General features: G+C 39.5%; 14 protein-coding genes, 2 pseudogenes and 1 riboswitch. Of the genes and pseudogenes, 10 read left to right on the top strand and 6 right to left on the bottom strand.

Annotated features, from left to right (window positions below; genetic code table 11):
• Window positions 1-91 precede the first annotated feature (91 nt).
• On the top strand, window positions 92-1,858 hold the full coding sequence (gene recD, locus I2F31_RS06435) for an exodeoxyribonuclease V subunit alpha (protein ID WP_323127565.1): 1,767 nt from the start codon (window positions 92-94) through the stop codon (window positions 1,856-1,858).
• A gap of 304 nt (window positions 1,859-2,162) precedes the next feature.
• Here recD and thiC read toward each other — a convergent pair.
• Window positions 2,163-3,947 (bottom strand): annotated as a pseudogene (gene thiC, locus I2F31_RS06430) (phosphomethylpyrimidine synthase ThiC); the annotation flags it as partial.
• A 98-nt stretch (window positions 3,948-4,045) separates the two neighbouring features.
• Window positions 4,046-4,169: riboswitch (TPP riboswitch) on the bottom strand.
• 746 nt (window positions 4,170-4,915) lie between these two features.
• On the opposite strand from thiC, the gene I2F31_RS06425 reads away from it, so the two are divergent.
• The 4 genes and pseudogenes from I2F31_RS06425 (at window position 4,916) to I2F31_RS06410 (ending at window position 9,385) form a co-directional block, all read left to right on the top strand.
• A complete protein-coding gene (locus tag I2F31_RS06425; RefSeq protein ID WP_195773648.1) occupies window positions 4,916-5,272 on the top strand; it encodes a DOPA 4,5-dioxygenase family protein in 357 nt (118 codons plus the stop codon).
• Window positions 5,273-5,463: 191 nt separating this feature from the next.
• Window positions 5,464-5,733 (top strand): 30S ribosomal protein S15, encoded by a 270-nt coding sequence (rpsO, locus tag I2F31_RS06420; RefSeq protein WP_092746390.1) that lies wholly within the window; start codon window positions 5,464-5,466, stop codon window positions 5,731-5,733.
• A 246-nt stretch (window positions 5,734-5,979) separates the two neighbouring features.
• Entirely contained in the window at window positions 5,980-8,067 is a 2,088-nt protein-coding gene (gene pnp, locus I2F31_RS06415; RefSeq protein ID WP_195769480.1) for a polyribonucleotide nucleotidyltransferase, read from the top strand.
• A gap of 88 nt (window positions 8,068-8,155) precedes the next feature.
• Window positions 8,156-9,385, top strand: a pseudogene (locus tag I2F31_RS06410) (magnesium transporter CorA family protein).
• Window positions 9,386-9,417: 32 nt separating this feature from the next.
• Here I2F31_RS06410 and I2F31_RS06405 read toward each other — a convergent pair.
• Window positions 9,418-11,601: a TonB-dependent siderophore receptor gene (locus tag I2F31_RS06405; RefSeq protein WP_195773647.1), complete on the bottom strand. Its 2,184-nt coding sequence runs from the start codon at window positions 11,599-11,601 to the stop codon at window positions 9,418-9,420.
• A 286-nt stretch (window positions 11,602-11,887) separates the two neighbouring features.
• Here I2F31_RS06405 and I2F31_RS06400 point away from each other — a divergent pair, with 286 nt between their 5' ends.
• A complete protein-coding gene (locus I2F31_RS06400) occupies window positions 11,888-12,736 on the top strand; it encodes a Cof-type HAD-IIB family hydrolase (RefSeq protein WP_195769460.1) in 849 nt (282 codons plus the stop codon).
• Window positions 12,737-12,782: 46 nt separating this feature from the next.
• Here I2F31_RS06400 and I2F31_RS06395 read toward each other — a convergent pair whose 3' ends face one another.
• A complete protein-coding gene (locus I2F31_RS06395; protein ID WP_195769459.1) occupies window positions 12,783-13,541 on the bottom strand; it encodes a transporter substrate-binding domain-containing protein in 759 nt (252 codons plus the stop codon).
• 230 nt (window positions 13,542-13,771) lie between these two features.
• Between I2F31_RS06395 and I2F31_RS06390 the strand changes: the two genes are divergently transcribed.
• Genes I2F31_RS06390 through I2F31_RS06375 form a run of 4 tightly spaced genes read left to right on the top strand, consistent with a single transcriptional unit; the run spans window position 13,772 to window position 16,043 of the window.
• A complete protein-coding gene (locus I2F31_RS06390; RefSeq protein ID WP_195769458.1) occupies window positions 13,772-14,473 on the top strand; it encodes an MtnX-like HAD-IB family phosphatase in 702 nt (233 codons plus the stop codon).
• Window positions 14,470-15,288, top strand: coding sequence for an alpha/beta hydrolase (locus tag I2F31_RS06385; RefSeq protein ID WP_195769457.1), 819 nt, complete (start codon window positions 14,470-14,472; stop codon window positions 15,286-15,288). Before I2F31_RS06390 ends, I2F31_RS06385 begins: the two co-directional genes overlap by 4 nt.
• Window positions 15,289-15,297: 9 nt before the next feature.
• The gene (locus tag I2F31_RS06380; RefSeq protein ID WP_195769456.1) at window positions 15,298-15,657 is read left to right on the top strand and encodes an EamA family transporter; all 360 of its coding nucleotides are present in this window, start codon (window positions 15,298-15,300) and stop codon (window positions 15,655-15,657) included.
• Window positions 15,654-16,043 carry a DMT family transporter gene (locus I2F31_RS06375; protein WP_195769455.1) on the top strand — a complete coding sequence of 130 codons (390 nt, stop codon included), beginning with the start codon at window positions 15,654-15,656 and terminating at the stop codon, window positions 16,041-16,043. The genes I2F31_RS06380 and I2F31_RS06375 overlap by 4 nt, the downstream gene beginning before the upstream one ends.
• Window position 16,044: 1 nt before the next feature.
• Here the strand turns inward: I2F31_RS06375 and I2F31_RS06370 are convergent, their stop codons facing one another.
• From I2F31_RS06370 to I2F31_RS06360, 3 genes are read right to left on the bottom strand one after another with little or no spacing between them, the layout of a single operon-like run.
• Window positions 16,045-16,926, bottom strand: a complete 882-nt coding sequence (locus I2F31_RS06370; RefSeq protein WP_195769454.1) for a hypothetical protein — start codon at window positions 16,924-16,926, stop codon at window positions 16,045-16,047.
• Window positions 16,927-16,937: 11 nt separating this feature from the next.
• On the bottom strand, window positions 16,938-17,999 hold the full coding sequence (locus I2F31_RS06365; RefSeq protein ID WP_195773645.1) for a GNAT family N-acetyltransferase: 1,062 nt from the start codon (window positions 17,997-17,999) through the stop codon (window positions 16,938-16,940).
• Window positions 18,000-18,008: 9 nt separating this feature from the next.
• Window positions 18,009-19,388 carry an aspartate aminotransferase family protein gene (locus I2F31_RS06360; RefSeq protein WP_195769452.1) on the bottom strand — a complete coding sequence of 460 codons (1,380 nt, stop codon included), beginning with the start codon at window positions 19,386-19,388 and terminating at the stop codon, window positions 18,009-18,011.
• Window positions 19,389-19,420: the final 32 nt, after the last annotated feature.

Genomic DNA, 19,420 nt, shown 5'->3' with positions numbered 1-19,420 from the left:
AATTTATGATTTTAAATCAATATATTATGTTGTGGAAAAACCTGAGTATAACCCTGTTGATATCTATGTGTATAACCTTGAGGATATGTCTGTGAATAACCTAGAAAAACAAGAAATGCAGTTAGAGCCGTGGGTCATACAGTGGTCAGATTATCTGACAAACGCTGCTGATTTTACCAACGCAGATGATAAAATCGCTGCTCAAAACCTAATACATGCCGTACTCTTTGCCGCGTCTCAAGGAAACAGTTGTTTAGAATTAACAGCACTGCATGCGAAGAGGTTGCGTAGTCTATTGTCTTTTGCAGATAAAAGCCAGATCAGCCCCTTCGTTTTTTGCAATAATCGACTCTATTTGTACAGATATTATGCACTTGAGCGACGTTTGGCACAGCAAGTACACCGCCTAAGTCAACAGTCGGTGGTGGTGGTAGACAGTGCAGCTTATGATGGGCTACTCAAAGACCCCCACCAAAAGCAAGCCCTTGAATGGGTTGCAAGCAGTGGTTTGAGCCTGATTACAGGAGGGCCAGGTACAGGAAAGACCTACACATTGGCACGTATTATTGCCGCACTCAACCACAGCGTGGCACATTTACGCATTGCGATGGCTGCCCCTACAGGTAAAGCAGCACAGCGTATGCAAGAGGCATTGAAAAATGCATTTGCAGACTTAGAGCCTCGTTTAATGACTCCTGAGTTGCAACTACTACAACCTGTGACTTTGCACCGATTACTGAAAATTGGGCAAAAAGGCCGAGCACAGTTTAATCAAGCTCAGCCACTTCCTTATGATGTGGTAGTGGTTGATGAAGCCTCAATGCTAGACCTTAATCTTGCCACACAACTGTTTGAAGCGATTGCTACAGGTACGCGCTTAATTTTATTGGGTGATGCAAATCAGTTGTCTTCTGTAGATGTGGGTACGGTACTGAGTGACTTACAACGAAGTCAGCTATTAGAATCTCATGTGGTGGAATTAAAATATAGTCGCCGTTTTAGTGGTGATGCACAGATTGGACGTATGGCTCAATTTATTCAACAGCAAAAACAGCCACAAAACGCAAGTCATGATGTGGTTATTGCATTTGAACAGCAAATTGTTCAGCCGAGTGAACTCAGACCTATACAGATCTCTATGCTAGAAAAAGATCTGATTCAGCTCCAATATATCGAAGACACAGCCAAAGTGACATCTGCGAAAACACACGAGCATTTACAGTCGCTCTGGTATGGTTTTCAAGGTTATGCCGTAGCATTAGAGCAGTATTTTCAATCTGAAACCTATGCTGAAAATACAGATTTAAGCCCTGAACAAGAGGCGGTATTAAAGGCTTTTGATGACTACCGTATTTTGACGGCCATGCGTTATGGAACCTTTGGCGTGACACAGTTAAATCATGATATGCAGGCCAAACTTTTAGAGCATTTGGTGGCATATACGCAAGCCAGTGGTGATTGGTATGTTGGTCGTCCTGTCATGATGACTGAAAATAACTATCAGCTTGGACTGTCAAATGGTGATGTAGGCATTTGTTTTAAACATAGACAAGATCCAACGCAATTTGAAGTGTATTTTCCAAGTTTAGCGAAATGGGTACTGGCAACACGCTTACCTAAACATATACAAACCGCATTTGCCATGACCATTCATAAATCACAAGGTTCAGAGTTTACGCATACCGCTGTTGTGCTAGAGCCTGCGGCCGAACAGTTACTTAGCCAAGAATTGCTTTATACGGCCATTACTCGTGCTAAAAAAGTGGTGACACTGTTGGTCGATCAAACTGCATTTGCTCGGGCACTGAGTCATCAAACCACACGGCACAGTGGTTTGGCTGATTTTATTGATACATAATGTACGAAATAGCGTACAAGAAATAGAGCCATTGACCAATAGTGCGTCTGTGGGTTTTTTGCGATGATTGGTTTACACAATAAGTTTGATCGGGAAAGATCAAATAACAATGCAGAGAATAACTATAAATATTCGAAAGACTGCAAACTTACAATGAAGCGTGGGTTAATCAAATAAGTGTAAAAGCTACTGAGCCTTTTAGTTTTGGGAGAGACTAAAAGGCTTTTCTTTTACTGGTATAAAATGAATTAAATGGTCAGATACTTGAATATCTGACCATATTGTGTGGCATTGTGAGTTTTTAAGTCACAGGCTGAGCAATATTTTTCACCTTATGACTGATTTTCATCGAACAAAACTGAGGCCCACACATTGAACAAAAATGTGCTGATTTATGTGCCTCTTTTGGAAGTGTTTCATCGTGCATTTCACGTGCGGTGTCTGGGTCTAAACTTAAATTAAATTGATCATCCCATCTAAACTCAAACCGTGCTTTAGACAGTGCATTATCTCTGGCCTGTGAACCGGGGTGTCCTTTGGCAAGGTCAGCGGCATGGGCTGCAATTTTGTAGGTGATAATGCCATCTTTGACATCTTTTTTGTTGGGTAACCCCAAATGTTCTTTTGGTGTGACATAGCAGAGCATGGCTGTGCCATACCAACCAATCATGGCTGCACCAATGGCTGAGGTAATATGGTCATATCCTGGTGCAATGTCTGTAGTCAGTGGGCCTAAGGTATAAAAAGGAGCTTCTTTACAGACATCAAGTTGTAAGTCCATGTTTTCTTTAATCATGTGCATAGGTACATGGCCTGGGCCTTCAACCATTACTTGTACATCATGTGCCCATGCCCGTTGTGTGAGTTCACCAAGGGTTTTAAGTTCGCTAAACTGTGCTGCATCATTGGCGTCTTGAATACAGCCTGGGCGTAATCCATCACCTAAACTAAAACATACATCATACGACTTCATAATGTCGCATATCTCGTCAAAATGCGTATATAAAAAATTCTCTTTTTGATGTGTCATACACCATTGGGCCATAATTGAACCGCCACGTGACACAATGCCTGTTAAGCGTTGGCTTGTAAGCGGGATATATTCTTGCAGAACACCTGCATGAATTGTAAAGTAATCAACCCCTTGTTCGGCTTGTTCAATCAGGGTATCTTTAAAGATATCCCACGTTAAGTTTTCAGCAATGCCATCGACTTTTTCAAGTGCCTGATAAATAGGTACTGTACCTACAGGGACGGGTGAATTACGAATAATCCATTCACGTGTTTCATGAATGTTTTTACCTGTAGATAAATCCATGATGGTGTCTGCACCCCAACGGGTGGCCCATGTCATTTTAGCGACCTCTTCATCAATAGATGAGCCTAAAGCAGAATTACCAATATTGGCATTAATTTTCACCAGAAAGTTACGCCCAATAATCATTGGTTCGCTTTCGGGGTGGTTAATGTTGGCAGGAATAATTGCACGACCTGAGGCCACTTCTTGACGTACAAACTCGGCAGTAATCTGCTTTATATTTTGTGCCCCAAAATTTTGACCTGCATGTTGTTGGGTATTAACCGAAGCTGCTTGGCGTTGATTTTCACGAATGGCAATAAATTCCATTTCGGGGGTAATGATACCCTGTCGTGCATAGTGCATTTGTGTGACATTTTTACTGGGCTTGGCTTGTCTTGGTTTTTGGATGTGTTGAAAGCGAATGTCTTCAGTTCGAATATCTTTAGCACGTTGGTTGCCAAACAATGAACTTAAACCGTTGAGTTGCACAGTATCTTGTCGTTGTTCAATCCACTCTTGACGTACTTTAGGAAGCCCTTTGTTTAGGTCTATGTTTACCTGAGGGTCTGTGTATGCTCCAGATGTATCGTAGACTAAAATTGCACCATTTGAGTCTCCACCTAAACCTTCTGGGGTATCTGAGAGTGTAATTTGTCTCATTGGTACACGTATAGAAGGGTTTGAGCCTTCGATATAGACCTTTTGAGACGCAGGGAGTATACGGGTGAGGTCTTGAGCATCTTGCTCAATGTGAGAGTGTTTGTTAGACAGATTCGTTAATTGCTTCATGGCAATGATCCTTATGAAAATCAACGAATCAAGCACTGCCAAAAAGTGAATGCAAATGGTTGCCTGATCTTGTCAATAGATAGGCAATAGAGGGTATCAATTTGTGGTGGCTTGATTCCTACGCAGGTTTTAACCTGATCAGGTTCAACGGTATTCACCATTAAGAAAGTATATTTCTAGGGTGATCTCAGCGAGTTGTTACTCGCACTCCGTCAAGCATTGCTTAATAGTAGCAGGTTTAATTGCTAATGTTGCATGAACTTAAAATAAATATCGGAGCATGTTAAAAAAATAGCGTTAACCTAAATGTAGGGGGCATGTATAGGTGTGTTTGACAGTAATCTTGAGTTATTTTTGGTGACATTAACAGGTAATAGTTGTCATAAATAGAGGGGAATGTAATGGTTAGTATGACTTTGTTTGCTGTGTAAATACAGTATTAGGAATCTGTTTTAATTCATATGTTCTTGTGTAAGTTATTTCGTACAAACAATACAGTCAAAAACTACTATAACGCTGATTTTATTATGGCAATATAAAGATGTGGGAACAAAATAGAACAAAGTAAAACAACACAGGAACACAATAAAGCATAACGACTAAAACACAAAAACAGTCAAAATTATAATAACAATATAGCGCAATAAAAAAGCCCAAGGAAACTTGGGCTTTTTTATATTAAGACTGTCCATTTTAGACATATATTTGACGCTAAGGAGTAGAATATATACTCGCATAAAGTTTTAGATGTTCGTTAAATGTTAATACTTGGTGGTGTATCAAAAAGTATGCTGTGCTATAAAGATGATTGTTTATATAATAGAGGAATCAAAATAAAATGCTTTTTACGCTTTTTGGCTCAACTCTATTGATGTTAGTGTAATGGTTCGAATAAGTCTAGATTTATGTCTGTGGTTTGAATAGTTTACCTAATATTTATTTTATAAATATCTAATAGTAGTAGCCCTATGAATGATACGCCAAAGAAATTATCCGTAATTTACCATTTACATTTCTTTTTTGATTTGGTTGAGGTTCAACATATTAAAAAGATCCATGAAAAGGTAACAAGTCAAATATCTCATTTAGCCACAATTTTCCCTTTGTTATTACCTCCAGCTGGGCCTTTACCAAAGCCAATGTTTATGCTGGAGTTTTCTGAAGACGTTGTAAATGAAATTATATTGTTTTTTAAACAATATGAAAAAGATTATAGTATTTTTATTCATCCTGAATTGGATGATGAAGTGCTTGCTCATACAGATTGTTCAATATGGATAGGTAAAAAAATTCCACTAAGGTTGGAATACTTAAGTAAGAGATGATTTAAGCTAAAAAGCAAAAGCAACTATACAAAAATATAAATTGCTTAATTCTACGCAATTGATAAAAGCATTTTGCAATTTGTACACTTTTCACTTAAAATATGCACTTGCTGTAGTGATGCATGGCAGGCAGTTTTTTTATAAATTGTTTTATATCATTTTTTAAATTTTAAGCATCTCGGAGAAATCGAATGTCTTTAACAACTACAGATCGCGCAGAAATCATTGCTAAATTTGCACGTGCAGAAAATGACACTGGTTCACCAGAAGTTCAAGTGGCTTTACTTACTGCTCAAATCAATGACTTGCAAGGTCACTTTAAAGCACACAAAAAAGATCACCATGGTCGCCGTGGTTTGATTCGTATGGTTAACCAACGCCGTAAACTTCTTGACTACCTAAATGGTAAAGACCACGGTCGTTATGTTGCGTTAATTGGTGCTTTAGGCTTACGTCGTTAATTCGATTGAGCGATTTTTCGGTACAACGTATGTTATTTATAACATTCGCGCTGAAAATGAAGCATAGCTTAGTTTGCTAAGCAATCTAAGAAGGGGCGAATGATCGCTCCTTCTTTGTGTTTAAAATCTAGTGAGGTCGGCTTCTAAGTTTTGTCATTTATAAAACATGAAACTGTATTACTATAAATGCCAAACCTTAGGGGTCTCCACTAGAATAAATTAATTAGGAAATAACAATATATGTCAATGTTTAATGTGACTCGTAAAGAATTTCAATATGGCCAATACCAAGTTGTACTAGAAACAGGTCGTGTTGCACGTCAAGCCAATACTGTTTTAGTCACTATGGGTGGCGTAACTGTACTTGTTGCAGTGGTTGCTCAACCGACTGCAAAAGCAGGAACAGACTTTTTCCCATTGACTGTAAACTATCAAGAAAAACAATATGCAGCAGGTCGTATTCCTGGTGGCTATGGTAAACGTGAAGGCCGTGCTTCTGAAGCAGAAACACTCATTTCACGTTTAATTGACCGTCCAATTCGCCCATTGTTCCCTGAAGGGTATTACAACGAAGTACAAGTGACTGCAACAGTTGTATCTTCAGACAAAACCATGGATGCAGACATTGCTGCAATGATTGGTACATCTGCAGCACTTGCTATTGCAGATACCCCATTCCGTGGCCCAATTGGTGCTGCACGTGTTGGTTTGGTGAATGGTGAATACATCTTAAACCCATCACATGAGCAACTTGCTCAGTCTGATCTTGACCTTGTTGTTGCAGGTACAGAATCTGCGGTATTAATGGTTGAATCTGAAGCTAAAGAATTGTCAGAAGACCAAATGCTCGGTGCTGTATTGTTCGGTCATGACGAAATGCAAATTGTAGTACAAGCAATTAATGAGTTTGCAGCTGCAGTCGGTACGAAGAAAACTGAGTGGACTGCTCCTACACAAAATGAAGAGCTACGTGCAAAACTGAAAGAAGCATTTGAAGCAAAAATTTCAGAAGCATATACCATTGCTGTAAAACAAGATCGTTACGCAGCACTAGGTGCGCTTTATGAGCAAGCAGTGGCGCAGTTCGTTCCTGAAAATGATGAAAGCGGTATTGCAGATGAGTTAAATGACTTATTTGAAGACCTTAAATACCGTACTGTACGTGACAATATTGTCTCTGGTAAACCGCGTATTGATGGCCGTGACAATAAAACTGTTCGTGGTCTAGATGTACAAGTGGGTGTACTAGACCGTGCACACGGTTCAGCATTATTTACTCGTGGTGAAACACAAGCACTTGTAACAACGACTTTGGGTAACACGCGTGATGCCTTAATGGTGGACACATTGTCAGGTACAAAAACTGACAACTTTATGTTGCACTATAATTTCCCTGCATATTCTGTAGGTGAAACAGGTCGTGAAACAGGTCCAAAACGTCGTGAAATTGGTCATGGTCGTTTGGCTCGTCGTGGTGTACAAGCCGTATTGCCACCGATTGACCGTTTCCCATACGTGATTCGTATTGTATCTGACATTACAGAGTCAAATGGTTCATCATCTATGGCTTCTGTATGTGGTGCATCATTATCACTGATGGATGCAGGCGTACCATTAAAAGCACCAGTTGCAGGTATTGCAATGGGGCTAGTGAAAGAAGGCGAGCGTTTTACGGTTCTTTCTGACATCTTAGGTGATGAAGATCACTTAGGCGATATGGACTTTAAAGTTGCAGGTTCTGAAAACGGGATCACTGCACTGCAAATGGACATTAAAATCGAAGGGATTACCGAAGAGATTATGGAAGTTGCATTAAATCAAGCCTATGCAGGTCGTATGCATATCTTGAATGAAATGAATAAAGTCATTTCTCGTGCTCGCCCTGAAATTTCTGCACATGCACCAACATTTGAAGTGATCAGCATTAACCCTGATAAAATCCGTGATGTGATTGGTAAAGGTGGTGCAACCATTCGTCAAATTACTGAAGAAACGAAAGCAGCCATTGATATTGAAGACAATGGTACAGTGCGTGTATTTGGTGAAACGAAAGCGGCTGCACGTGCAGCGATTGCAAAAATTCAAGCACTGACAGCTGAAATTGAACCGGGCACAATTTATCAAGGTAAAGTGATTCGTATTGTAGAGTTTGGTGCATTTGTAAATATTATGCCAGGTACGGATGGCCTATTACACATCTCACAAATCTCAAATGAGCGTATTGCAAACGTGACTGACGTATTGACTGAAGGTCAAGAAATTAAAGTACAAGTGCAAGATGTAGACAACCGTGGTCGTATTAAATTATCTATGAAAGACATCGAACAAGCTTAATTTATGTCTTAAACTGAAAAAGCCCGCTTGATGCGGGCTTTTTTTCGCTCCACAATATGTATATTCCAAAATAAATAAGATTGAATGTATGCAAAGCTACTATTTTTATCGTCACCAAGACACAGGGGTTTTATCTGTATCACAGCATTCTCACCAAGAACACACTGACTTTATTTGGATTGACTGTCTAAGAGACGATATTGTACATACGGTAGATGTTTGGCAAGAGCAAATAAAAACTCAGACCAATTTGGTGTTAAATGAATTTCATATTGCAGATATTTTAAATATCGAACACCCTTGTGGTTTTGACACCATGGAAGAGTATGATTTTTTAACGTTTCGTAAAATTATGACGCCTGAAGATCAACAAATTTTTGACAGTTTGTCGGGTGAGCAACATCAAAGTGAGTTTGGCTTATTTACCACACCTGTTAATTTTATTATTACAGGGAAGTACCTGATTACGGTACGAGAGCGTGGCAATAAGTCGATGCAAAATTATTTAGACCGACTTTGTGGATTATTAGAAAAAAACGTGGCTGAACAGCATAAGTTAAGACGTTTGCCAAGCACACCGTTAAATTTAGCACTGCGTTTACTCAATAGCATGATTGATGATTATTTAGGATTACGTACACCGTTAACGCGTCGGGTCGAATTTTGGCAAACAGAATTGCTTCAAGGTAAGCACTACTTCAAGCAGTGGCAACAATTGTTGCAAGAAAATATGGCATTTCAGCAAGTGGAAAACTTGTGTGAAGAGCAAATTGAAACCTTACAAGAGCTGAGAGATGAGGTAGTAGAAAATCACCATCATGCACATGATGCACCATCATCTGTAGACAGTTTAGATTTAATTTTGGTCAGAATTAATGATTTGGTGAGTCATGTTGAACGAATACAAAAGCATACGTCACGCTTACGCCAATCGATTCAATCGGCTATAGATTTACACTTTTCTGCAATCTCAAATCAAACTAATGAAAATATGCGTATTTTAGCCATTATTACAGCCATATTTGCACCGCTGACGTTGCTTACGGGGATTTATGGTATGAATTTTGAGTCGATTCCCGGTTTGAAATCACCTGAGGGGTTTTGGGTGATGCTCGTTGCGATGTTGTTAACAACACTTTTACTGACATTTTACTTTTACCGTCGCCATTTGGTTGGGTGAGGAGAGAAAAGTGTAGTGGATATGCTGTCGCAGTCGAATCAGAAAAATATTAATTTATTTGCCATTTTAGGGGTTGAACCCATTAAAAAGACCATTAAAGAAGTGGAAAAGATGGCCAAAGGGGTAGGTAAAACATAGCATGACCTGCACGCTATGTTTAGGGGCTTAACTTAGTATTTCCAGTCTACTCGAACCAATACGCTGGCTGGGCTACCTAAGAAGTTGTTCCCACCGTTGATACGTACACGGTTGTTTTCATAGTAACGTTTGTTGGTAATGTTATCGCCAATCACGTTAAATGATAGGTTTTCTGAGTAGCTATAACGAATGTTCGCATTCCAAAGGGTGTAACCTCCTTGGTAAATGTTATACAAACTATTGGTATCCGTTTGTGCAGTCACACCTACACCTGCTGACCATTTTTCAAGTGCCCCAGGAAGCTGATATTGTGAATACAATTTAAACATATGCTCAGGGGTGTGTTTACTAAAGTTTGTACCTGCAGCATAGCTTGAACTTTCAGTTTTTAGATACTTACTTTTATTGTAGGTATAGCCTGCAAAAACTGCTAAGTCGTTGGTGACTTTACCAGAAACTTCAACATCTACCCCACGGCTACGCACTTTACCTTCAGCGATTGAGAAACTGGTATTGTTTGGATCGGTAATCGCACGATTTTCTTGTTCAATTTGGAATAAGGCTAAAGAGGTATTTAAGCGACCACCAAACAGCTCAGATTTAACTCCAATTTCATCATTTTTGCCCACGACAGGGTCTAAAATTTGCCCAGATGAATTACGTGCAGACTGCGGTTTAAAGATCTCGGTGTGGCTAGCATATAGACTAGTATTGTCTGTTAAGTCATAAGTTAGACCAATATATGGAATAAACTTATTCTTCTTCACTTCACGGTTTTTAGCATATTCACCATCTGTTTTACCACCAGTAAGGGCATAGTAAGTACTGCCATTCGTAATAGACTGTGCGTAGCGACCTGCAAGAGTTAAATGAAAGTCTTGGAGTAAATTAACCCGTGTACCTAAAGTGGCTGCTGTTTGCGTAATATAGTTGGTGTAGAACCAATTTAAGTTTAAAGCCCCATTCCAATTCGGTGCAGCCACCGATGTTGGGTCAAATGTGGTTACATTATATGATGTTGAGTTTAAAATACGACGCCACTCAGATTTTTCATAGGTGCTCACATAGTTTAAGTTCGCAAATACATCATGTGTGGCATTAAATAGGTTGTATTTACCATTTAAAGAGATTTTAGCTGTCAGTTCATCGCTACTATTGTCATAGTATTGATAGTTATTCATCGCCACTTTTTGGTTGCTACTGGTTAAGCCACTATAGCTTGTTCCTAATTGTCCTAAAGCACCTACATTTTGTAGTGACTTGTTCCAATTACTATTAATTTGTGCATTTAATATCCAGTCATCATTAAATTTGTGCTCGAGCTCTGCAAAAGCATTATATTTTTCAAAGTCGAGTTTAGACCAACTTGAGCCGAGGTAAGTACTTGCTGGTAAACCAGAATCTACGCCACCTGATGCCATAGGAATACCGAAGTAATCTGGCACTTCATGTGACTTTTGATACATTGCACCAATGCGTAAAAGTGTTGCAGGGGTGAGGTCAAAGTCTAAAACACCATAAAAGGTTTTGTTGTCTTTTGAGACATTATTTTTGAAAGAATCACTGTCTGCACCAATGGCAACAAATCGACCACGTACAGTTTTATTTGCATTTAATGGGCCAGAGACATCAAATACAGAGCGTAAGTTATTCCAACTGCCTGCTTGTAGGTAGCCTTGCATTTGAAAATCTTTGGTTGGGTGCTTACGTACAGCATTAAGTGTACCACCTGGTTCACTATATGCCTGTGTCAAACCTGTTGCACCACGCACCACTTCAATATGGTCATAAATATCTAAGTCGGTGAAACTTGAGGAGGTTCTAAGAGGATTTGAGCCTGAACCTGCCACCGTACTACTCAAACCATCTTCTTCAATTTGGTCAATATAAAAACCACGAGATTGAAAACGGAAGCGACCGCTATCACGAATGACATTAATACCAGTAGCTTGTTTCATTGCACTTGTGACAGTGGTTAAGCCTTGGTCTTTAATTTGTTCTTGTGTCACCACAGAAACAGATTGAGGGGTTTCTTTTTGAGTGAGCTCAAGCCCTGTTGCAGTTTTCATGCTCGAAGACTTGTTTGACTCCGCTTGAATGGTTTCAAGTTGAGTTACATCACTACTAGTATTTTCGGCTGCAAAACTTTGAATGGAGATTGCAAATAAACTTGCACATAAGGGTTTCAATAAGAAACTTTGACAATAATCTGACATAATTGATAGAAACTGTGAATAAATGTAACTATATTTTATCCAAATGAAACTAATTATCAATTACTTTAACTTATTCGTTTAATGAAAGGTTGTTATAAGAGGTAAAGGCATTAAAAATAAAATTTTATAACACAAAAATTTAAACTATTTAAAATTGCTTAAATTTTTGTAATATATCGTGGCTTTTTATTCATGATGGCGTCATATTTTGCTAAGATAATTCTAAACAAATAAACCAAGTACGATAAATAATGGTGATGTAATATTGATCCCACGAGAGGTAAAAATGCCAGTTAGACTCATCGCTGTAGACATGGATGGTACATTTTTAAATGGAGAAAAACAGTACAATAAACAGCGTTTTTTAAGGCAGTTCTCTCAGCTTCAACAGCAGGGTATACATTTTGTTGCAGCCAGTGGTAACCAACTTTATACCTTAAAAAACTATTTTTCTGATATTCAAGATCAAATTGCATATGTGTCTGAAAATGGTGCCTTTGTCGTTGATGGCACAACTGAAGTCAATTTTGCCCACTTTGACCCCCAAGTCGCGAAAGTGATGCTGGCAGATCTGATGGTGGATTATGCTGAAGGTATCATTTTATGTGGTAAAGAGGGTGCGTATATTGATGAGCAAACCCCTGCTGAAAACATGCCGAAACTCAATAAGTATTTTAAACGCCTGTTTTGTGTAGAGGATTTACTTCAAGTGGATGACCTCGTCTGTAAAATTACCATTAATACCAGTAACTACGATTTTGATGAGCTGACGCAGGCCTTAAATCAGAAGTCTTATATTAAAAATGCTCAGGTCAAAATGGTGTCGAGTGGTTTTGGTTTTATAGATCTCATTGTACCAAAGCAACATAAAGCGTTTGGTTTAAGCTTTTTGCAACAGCGTTGGAATGTGAGTGCAGATGAAACGCTTGTTATTGGTGACAATAACAATGACATTGAAATGGTGAAAATGGCCAAATTTGGTCTGGCAATGGATAATGCAATACCTGAGTTAAAACAAGTTGCAGATTATGTGGTCGGGCATAATGAAAAAGAAGCAGTGCTTGATGTATTAGATGCAGTATTAACCAGTGAAACCGATACTCAGCTAGCGGAGCAGCTTGCCAAGCTCAATTAATTTAGTACACATGGTAGGCAATATTTGCCTACCATGTGCATGAGATTTAGAACCACCCTTCAAGAATTTTTTGATATTCTCCAGTTTCTTTGGCAAGGTGAAGCCATTGATCTACATATAGTTTCCAAGTGATGTCATCAGTTGGGAGCATATATGACTTTTCGCCATACTGTAACGGTTTTTGAGTATTGACCGCACATAGGCTTGGGTAGTGCTTTTTCTGATACAGTGCTTCAGAGGCTTCGGTAACCATTACATCCGCTTTTTTATCGACCAATTGTTGGAAAATACCCAAGTTATCTTGGCTCAGTGTTAAGTTACTTTCGGGTAAGTACTTCTTCGCAAAGGCTTCATTTGTACCTCCTGCAGGCTCAATCACACGGACAGAAGGCTTGTTGATTTGTTCAACAGTTTGATATTTCTTTACGTCATTACAGCGTACGAGTGGTACTTTGCCATCGACATCTATACGGTTGGCAAAAAACACTTGGCGTTGTCTAGTCAGGGTCACGGAAATACCCCCCATAGCAATGTCACATTTTCCTGAAACTAAGTCTGGCGTGAGGGTTTTCCACGTCGATTTTACGTAGTTAGTTCTCACACCTAAGCTTTTCGCTAAGGACTCTGCCATAGAAATATCAATGCCTTCATATTGGCCATCTGCTTTTAAAAAGCTATATGGTTTGTAATCACCTGTGGTGCAAACATCGAGTGTGCCCTTATTAATGACACTTTGTAAGCGGGATTCGGCATGTAGTTGGGTTGTGGCAAAGGCGATGCAACAAAGTGAAATGATTTTTTTCATAGAGGTACTCTTGAATGACGTATTGAATAAAATTTAATATGTGCTAGGTGAAAGCAATTTTCAGACCATTAGATTGACGTTATTTGACGTATCCGCTGAAATTTTTTGTTAATTCATTTATATATTTTATAAAGTATAAGCATACCTTAATAAATCATCTTTATACTATAAAAGCCTAAATTACTAAAAAGTGCTTAGGTCGCTTCTAAGAAATCTGTAGAGCCGATAATATGCTTTTGATGAATGTTGAACAGTATCGAAAAAACAACTGGAAAATACTTTGTGATTTCGATGGTACGATTAGTTTGCAAGATACCACAGATGTTTTGCTTGAAACTTTTGCCGATGACGGTTGGCAAGAGATAGAGGAGCTGTGGGAGCAAGGAAAAATTGGCTCTAAAGAATGTATGCAACGCCAAATTGCACTTTTGAATGTCAGTAAGAAAGACCTAGAAGCTTTTGTACAAAATATAAAAATTGATGAAAGCTTTATAGAATTTGTGAAGCTCACGAAATATTATGGTATACCTCTGACCATTGTTAGTGATGGTTTAGACCAAGTGATTCGTTATATTTTGGCAAAATATAATTTAATGCATGTGCCTGTGATTGCCAATCAACTCCAGCAAGTGAGTGAAAACCGTTGGCAGTTGGCCTTTCCAAATGCCAGTAAAAGTTGTAATGCCCAGTCGGGAACGTGTAAGTGTAAAGTGTCTAAACAGCACCAACAATATAAAACCATTTTAATTGGCGATGGACGTTCAGATTTTTGTTTATCTGAGCGTGCAGATTATGTATATGCCAAAACATCACTGTTAAAACATTGCCAAAAAAATAAAATTAGCCATGTGGCATTTAGTCGTTTTGATGAAATTAGTGCCTCGCTTGGGCAGTTTGTACAGTTACAGGGGATGACAAAGGTCAGTTTATGATAGCAGATCACGCTTTTTTACTAGAGGGAAACCGTACAGGAATCTTACTGATTCATGGTTTGACAGGTACACCCAATGAAATGCGTGGTCTTGCACGCCGTTTTCATCAAAAAGGCTATACTGTAATGGCACTACAGCTTGCGGGGCATTGTGGTACTGTTGAGGATTTAGTGAATACCACGTGGCAAGATTGGTACAAAAGTGTCTGTGATGCAGCTGAGCAACTCAAGCAACATGTTGACCATATTTTTGTGGGAGGGCTTTCTATGGGGGCATTGCTTGCACTGAATTACGCCAGTGAGCATCGTGTGAGTGGTGTAATGAGTTATAGTCCCACATTTAAATATGATGGCTGGGGTATTCCTTGGTGGTCAAAGTTCGTCGCACCGTGGTTACTTCCATTAAGCTATCACTTAAACTTATTTAGAAAGACCACGTTTGATGAAGCCGAGCCGTTTGGTATTTATAACGAAAAACTCAGACAACGCATTGTGCACTCTATGCAACATGGCGATAGCAGCGAAGCAGGACTGCCTGGTAATCCATTTCACTCATTATATCAATTACAATGTTTGTCTAAAGTGGTGAGAAGTCACTTATCTCGTATTACTGCACCCTGTTTACTCATTCATGCATATGATGATGATGTGGCACACCGTAGAAATAGCCAACTGATTTATGACCAAGTACAAGGGCCGAAGCAGTTGGTTTGGCTGAAAAAAAGCTATCACATGATTACTATTGATAACGATCGTGAGCAAGTGGTGACAGACTCCTTGTCATTTATGGAGCAGTATACGCCAGCCAATGTTTAGGATATCAATATGAATGCATTAGTGGTCATGGTTTGGATGTTTACCATTGCTGTAGACACTGTCGGGCAGTTGGCCTTCAAAGCTTTGGCGATTAAAGGCTTAGCTTATGAAGGTAAAGCACGTTGGCTCGCTTTTGCGAAAATGCCCATGCTGTGGCTAGGCATTGCCTGCTATGTGGTTGAGTTTGTGGTCTGGCTTGCGTTTTTGTCGCTAGTACCTTTGTCTGATGGTGTGATGCTTGGTTGCATTAATATTGTTGTGATTATGATTGCAGGGCGACTGTTTTTTAAAGAACAACTGACCAAAGAGCGGTTGATTGGCGTGTTATTCATTAGTGCAGGGGTTGCAGTGATTGGGTTAGGCTTATGAGATTGTTTTATTTGGTTGGTTTTTCTGTGTTGATGTTATTTGATACATTGGCTCAAGTCAGTTTTAAGCTCGCATCAAACCATGCCATGCCACTTACTTTTGATGTGCCATGGTTACTCCGTGTCTTTGGTAATGTGTGGATTTATGGCGCTTTGATTGGCTATATTGGTTCATTTTTTACTTGGATGACCTTACTAGAAAAAGCACCGATTGGCCCAGCAGTAGCAGCATCGCACATTGAGCTGGTGAGCGTGACTTTACTTTCAGTATGGTTGTTTAATGAGCCATTAACTGCATTTAAAGTGTGTGGTATGGCTCTGATTGTCATTGGTGTGTTATTTCTTGCCAAAGGTGAGGCAAAAATTTATAAACAACAGCAACAATAGTTTAAGTACGCCAAGCGGTATTTATACGTTCAATTAGGCGAGTATTTAGGGCTTGTTGCTGATCTTGCCAAATAGTGAGCTGTTCTTCGGGCATGGTTTCTTGTGCATCTAGTTTGCTTAAAAATGCTTTAAACCATTGTTTATACTGGTATAAAGAAATATCTCCAGTAATGTCGGCACCCATTAAACGCCCTTGGCATGCATCAATAAGCGTGTGTAGGTGTTGTTCTAAAAATTGCCCCTGATCCCAATTGGTTTGCACCACATCTTTAGATAAAATGTCTTTATCAATCGATAAATAAATGGGTAGATTAACTGCTTGTAAGGTGGTTAAAAATTCAGCCATGAGTGCATCGGGGAAATCAAAATGATGTGCTGCATGCTTTGCACCAATGCGTTTTAGCCAACTGGCATTTTGCTGCACACTCCAATAATGTAATTTACCTTTTTTAAGCGGTGACCAATGGTTTTCCCATGCATGGCTTAAACTGATGTCATTAGAACTAATGCCTAAGACATCTATACGTGCAACCTGTGGTAGTTGGCTTGCCCAATACACCCATGAGCCGCAATGTATCCCAAAAGGGTAGCGCATGTTGTCGGGGTGATTGTCACAGACCACCAGGTGAATTGGTTCATCTTGCTTTAAACGAGAGAGTAGTAAATAGCTTAGATGGTGGTAGTCGCCACTGCCCAGTAAAGCACAGCCTTGTTGATCAGGTGCGGGTAGTTGGGTGTTTAAATGTGCTTCTAATTGTTTAAAGTCGTGCCATTTGCAACCAAAACGAATTTTTTCTTGCCATGATTGCAGTGCAATACGTTGCCAAGAATTGGGCTGAGCAGATGAGTCATCAAAATTTAAAATAACAGGTGGTCGTGTCACGGTCGTTTGCCCTATGTTTCTTGCTGCTGATGCCAATGGGCATCTGACTCAAATAAATGTCTGAATTTCTTTAGTATAAAACGAAGCATGGGCGATTTTACCCATACAAGGTGTTGTGTAAATGTAAATTGTGCCCCTAACTGTGCTTTGACCTCAGGGTCTGTCCAACCTGCAACGTATACGTCGAGTGCATGGGTTTTGGCATAGTCTAAATTTACAAACCAACTAATAAAATATAAGTTGTAATCGAGTGCAAGGGAATAGTTGAGACCAATATATTTGTCAATTAAAGCATTGTTATAGATATAACAGATGTTATAACCGACTAAAGTCTGCTCTTTCCAGTACATAAACACACGACCATTTTGGCTTGCTTGTTGCAAAATGGTGGTAAAAAACTCAAGGCTGAGTAAGTCAAAGTGAATATCGCTTTGTTGATAGACTTCTAGATATAGCGCATAGAGCTGTTTAAGGGTGTCTGTGCTGTTAAAGTAGTCATCGCCTGTATGTTTGACATCAACGCGTAATTCTTCTAAATGCTTGAGTTTTCTTTTAAAGTTTTTGCGTCTGCTTTTGGAAAATCGGCTTAAAAAGTCATCTTGGTCATTAAAGTCTATTTTTACATAGGCCAAAGCTTGCCCTTCTACTGCTAAAAAGCCTTGTTTTTGTGCTTCTTGAATGAGCTGTTTGCTAAATAGGTTGTCTTGTTCGGGCAGGAGTGGCGACTGAATGGGTAAGTCTTTAATGATGGTAAGACTGTGTTGTTTACAGTACGGCTGTATTTGCTCTAGTAGTTGTTTAGGTGTGTGCTGTGTGGGTAGAGGGGTATATTCGGTAACGGTTGTGCCAATAAATTGGGTTGGGAAATGAACCAGTCGTTGCCAGTGCTGATAGCCAATCAAAGATTGGATTTTCTTACGTAGCGGTGCATCGAGCGTGGTGAGTAAGTTAAATTGGGTGCTAAATGCATAAAAAGATGCATCGAGTGTACGTGCCTTAAAAGTTTGTGGTGGATGCTGTAAAAAAGCATCCACCAGACAGTTAGGCTCTAGATGATTAAAACCATTGTCCATAAGTCGGTTTTACATTTCCTTTTTAGCACGAGTCAAGAGCTGGTCTAAAAGCACCAATGCTTGGTCGATTTCTGCACGGCTAATTTCAAGTGATGGTGCAAATGTAATCACGTTTTTGTAGTAACCACCTACATCGAGTACAAGACCACATTTTTGACCTTGATACTCTAAAGTACCAGACAAACCAATGTCTACCATTTTGTCGAGTAATTCTTTGTTCGGTGTGAAACCATCGGCTTGACAGATTTCTGCACGTAATGCTAAGCCTAAACCATCAACATCACCAATTTCAACATGTTGTTTTTGGAGTGTTTTTAAGCCTTCTAGGAAGTATGCACCACTTTCCATGATTTGTGCTTCGTAGTCTTTTTCAGCCAACATAGTCATCAGTTCTAGACCTACCGCAGTACCGAGTGGGTTCGAGGCAAATGTTGAGTGCGTTGAACCGACAGGGAAAGTCGTTGGGTTAATCAGTGCTTCTTTTGCCCAAATACCTGCCAATGGGTTTAAACCATTGGTGAGTGCTTTACCAAATACAGTGATATCTGGTGTAATGCCGAAGTGTTCCCAAGACCACAGCTTACCTGTACGGTAAAAGCCCATTTGTACTTCATCAACCACTAATAAAATACCGTGGTCATCGAGGACTTTTTTCAGGCCTTTAAAGAAGTTTTGTGGTGGAATAACATAACCGCCTGTACCTTGAATGGTTTCCATGTAGAATGCGGCAAATTCACTTTCACCTACTTTTGGATCCCATACACCGTGGTATTCAGTTTCAAATAAACGGGCAAATTCTGCAACGCATTTGTCGCCGTATTCTTCAGCGGTCATACCTTTTGGACGACGGAATGGGTACGGGAATGGAATGAAGTGTGCACGTTCACCAAAGTGACCATAGCGACGACGGTAGCGATAGCTTGATGTAATTGACGATGCACCTAAAGTACGGCCATGATAACCGCCTTCAAATGCAAACATACGGCTTTTACCGCCACAGAAGTTACGAATCACTTTGAGTGAGTCTTCAATGGCTTGTGAGCCACCCACGTTGTAGTGGATACGACCAACTTCACCTGTTTTTTTGAAAATATCTTCAGCAATGACTTTACTAAGTTCAATTTTTGTTGGGTGTAAGTATTGGCTTGCCACTTGTGGCAATGTGTTAATTTGTTCAATTAAACGATTGCTTAAACGTGGGTTTTTATAACCAAAGTTTACCGCTGAATACCACATTTGTAGGTCAAGATATGGTGTATCTTGGTCGTCATATAAATAGCTGCCTTCGCAGTTAGTAAAGATTTTTGGCGGTTCTACATAGTGTACTGTGTCACCATGTGAGCAGTATTTTGCTTCGTCCAAAAGGAGCTGTTTTTCGTTAATCGCCATAAGTAAATCCTTATCGTGCTTTAAAGGTCTTT

The sequence above is a fragment of the Acinetobacter rathckeae genome, from assembly GCF_015627125.1.
Taxonomy (GTDB): domain Bacteria; phylum Pseudomonadota; class Gammaproteobacteria; order Pseudomonadales; family Moraxellaceae; genus Acinetobacter; species Acinetobacter rathckeae.
This window is presented reverse-complemented; position numbering and strand designations above follow the sequence as displayed.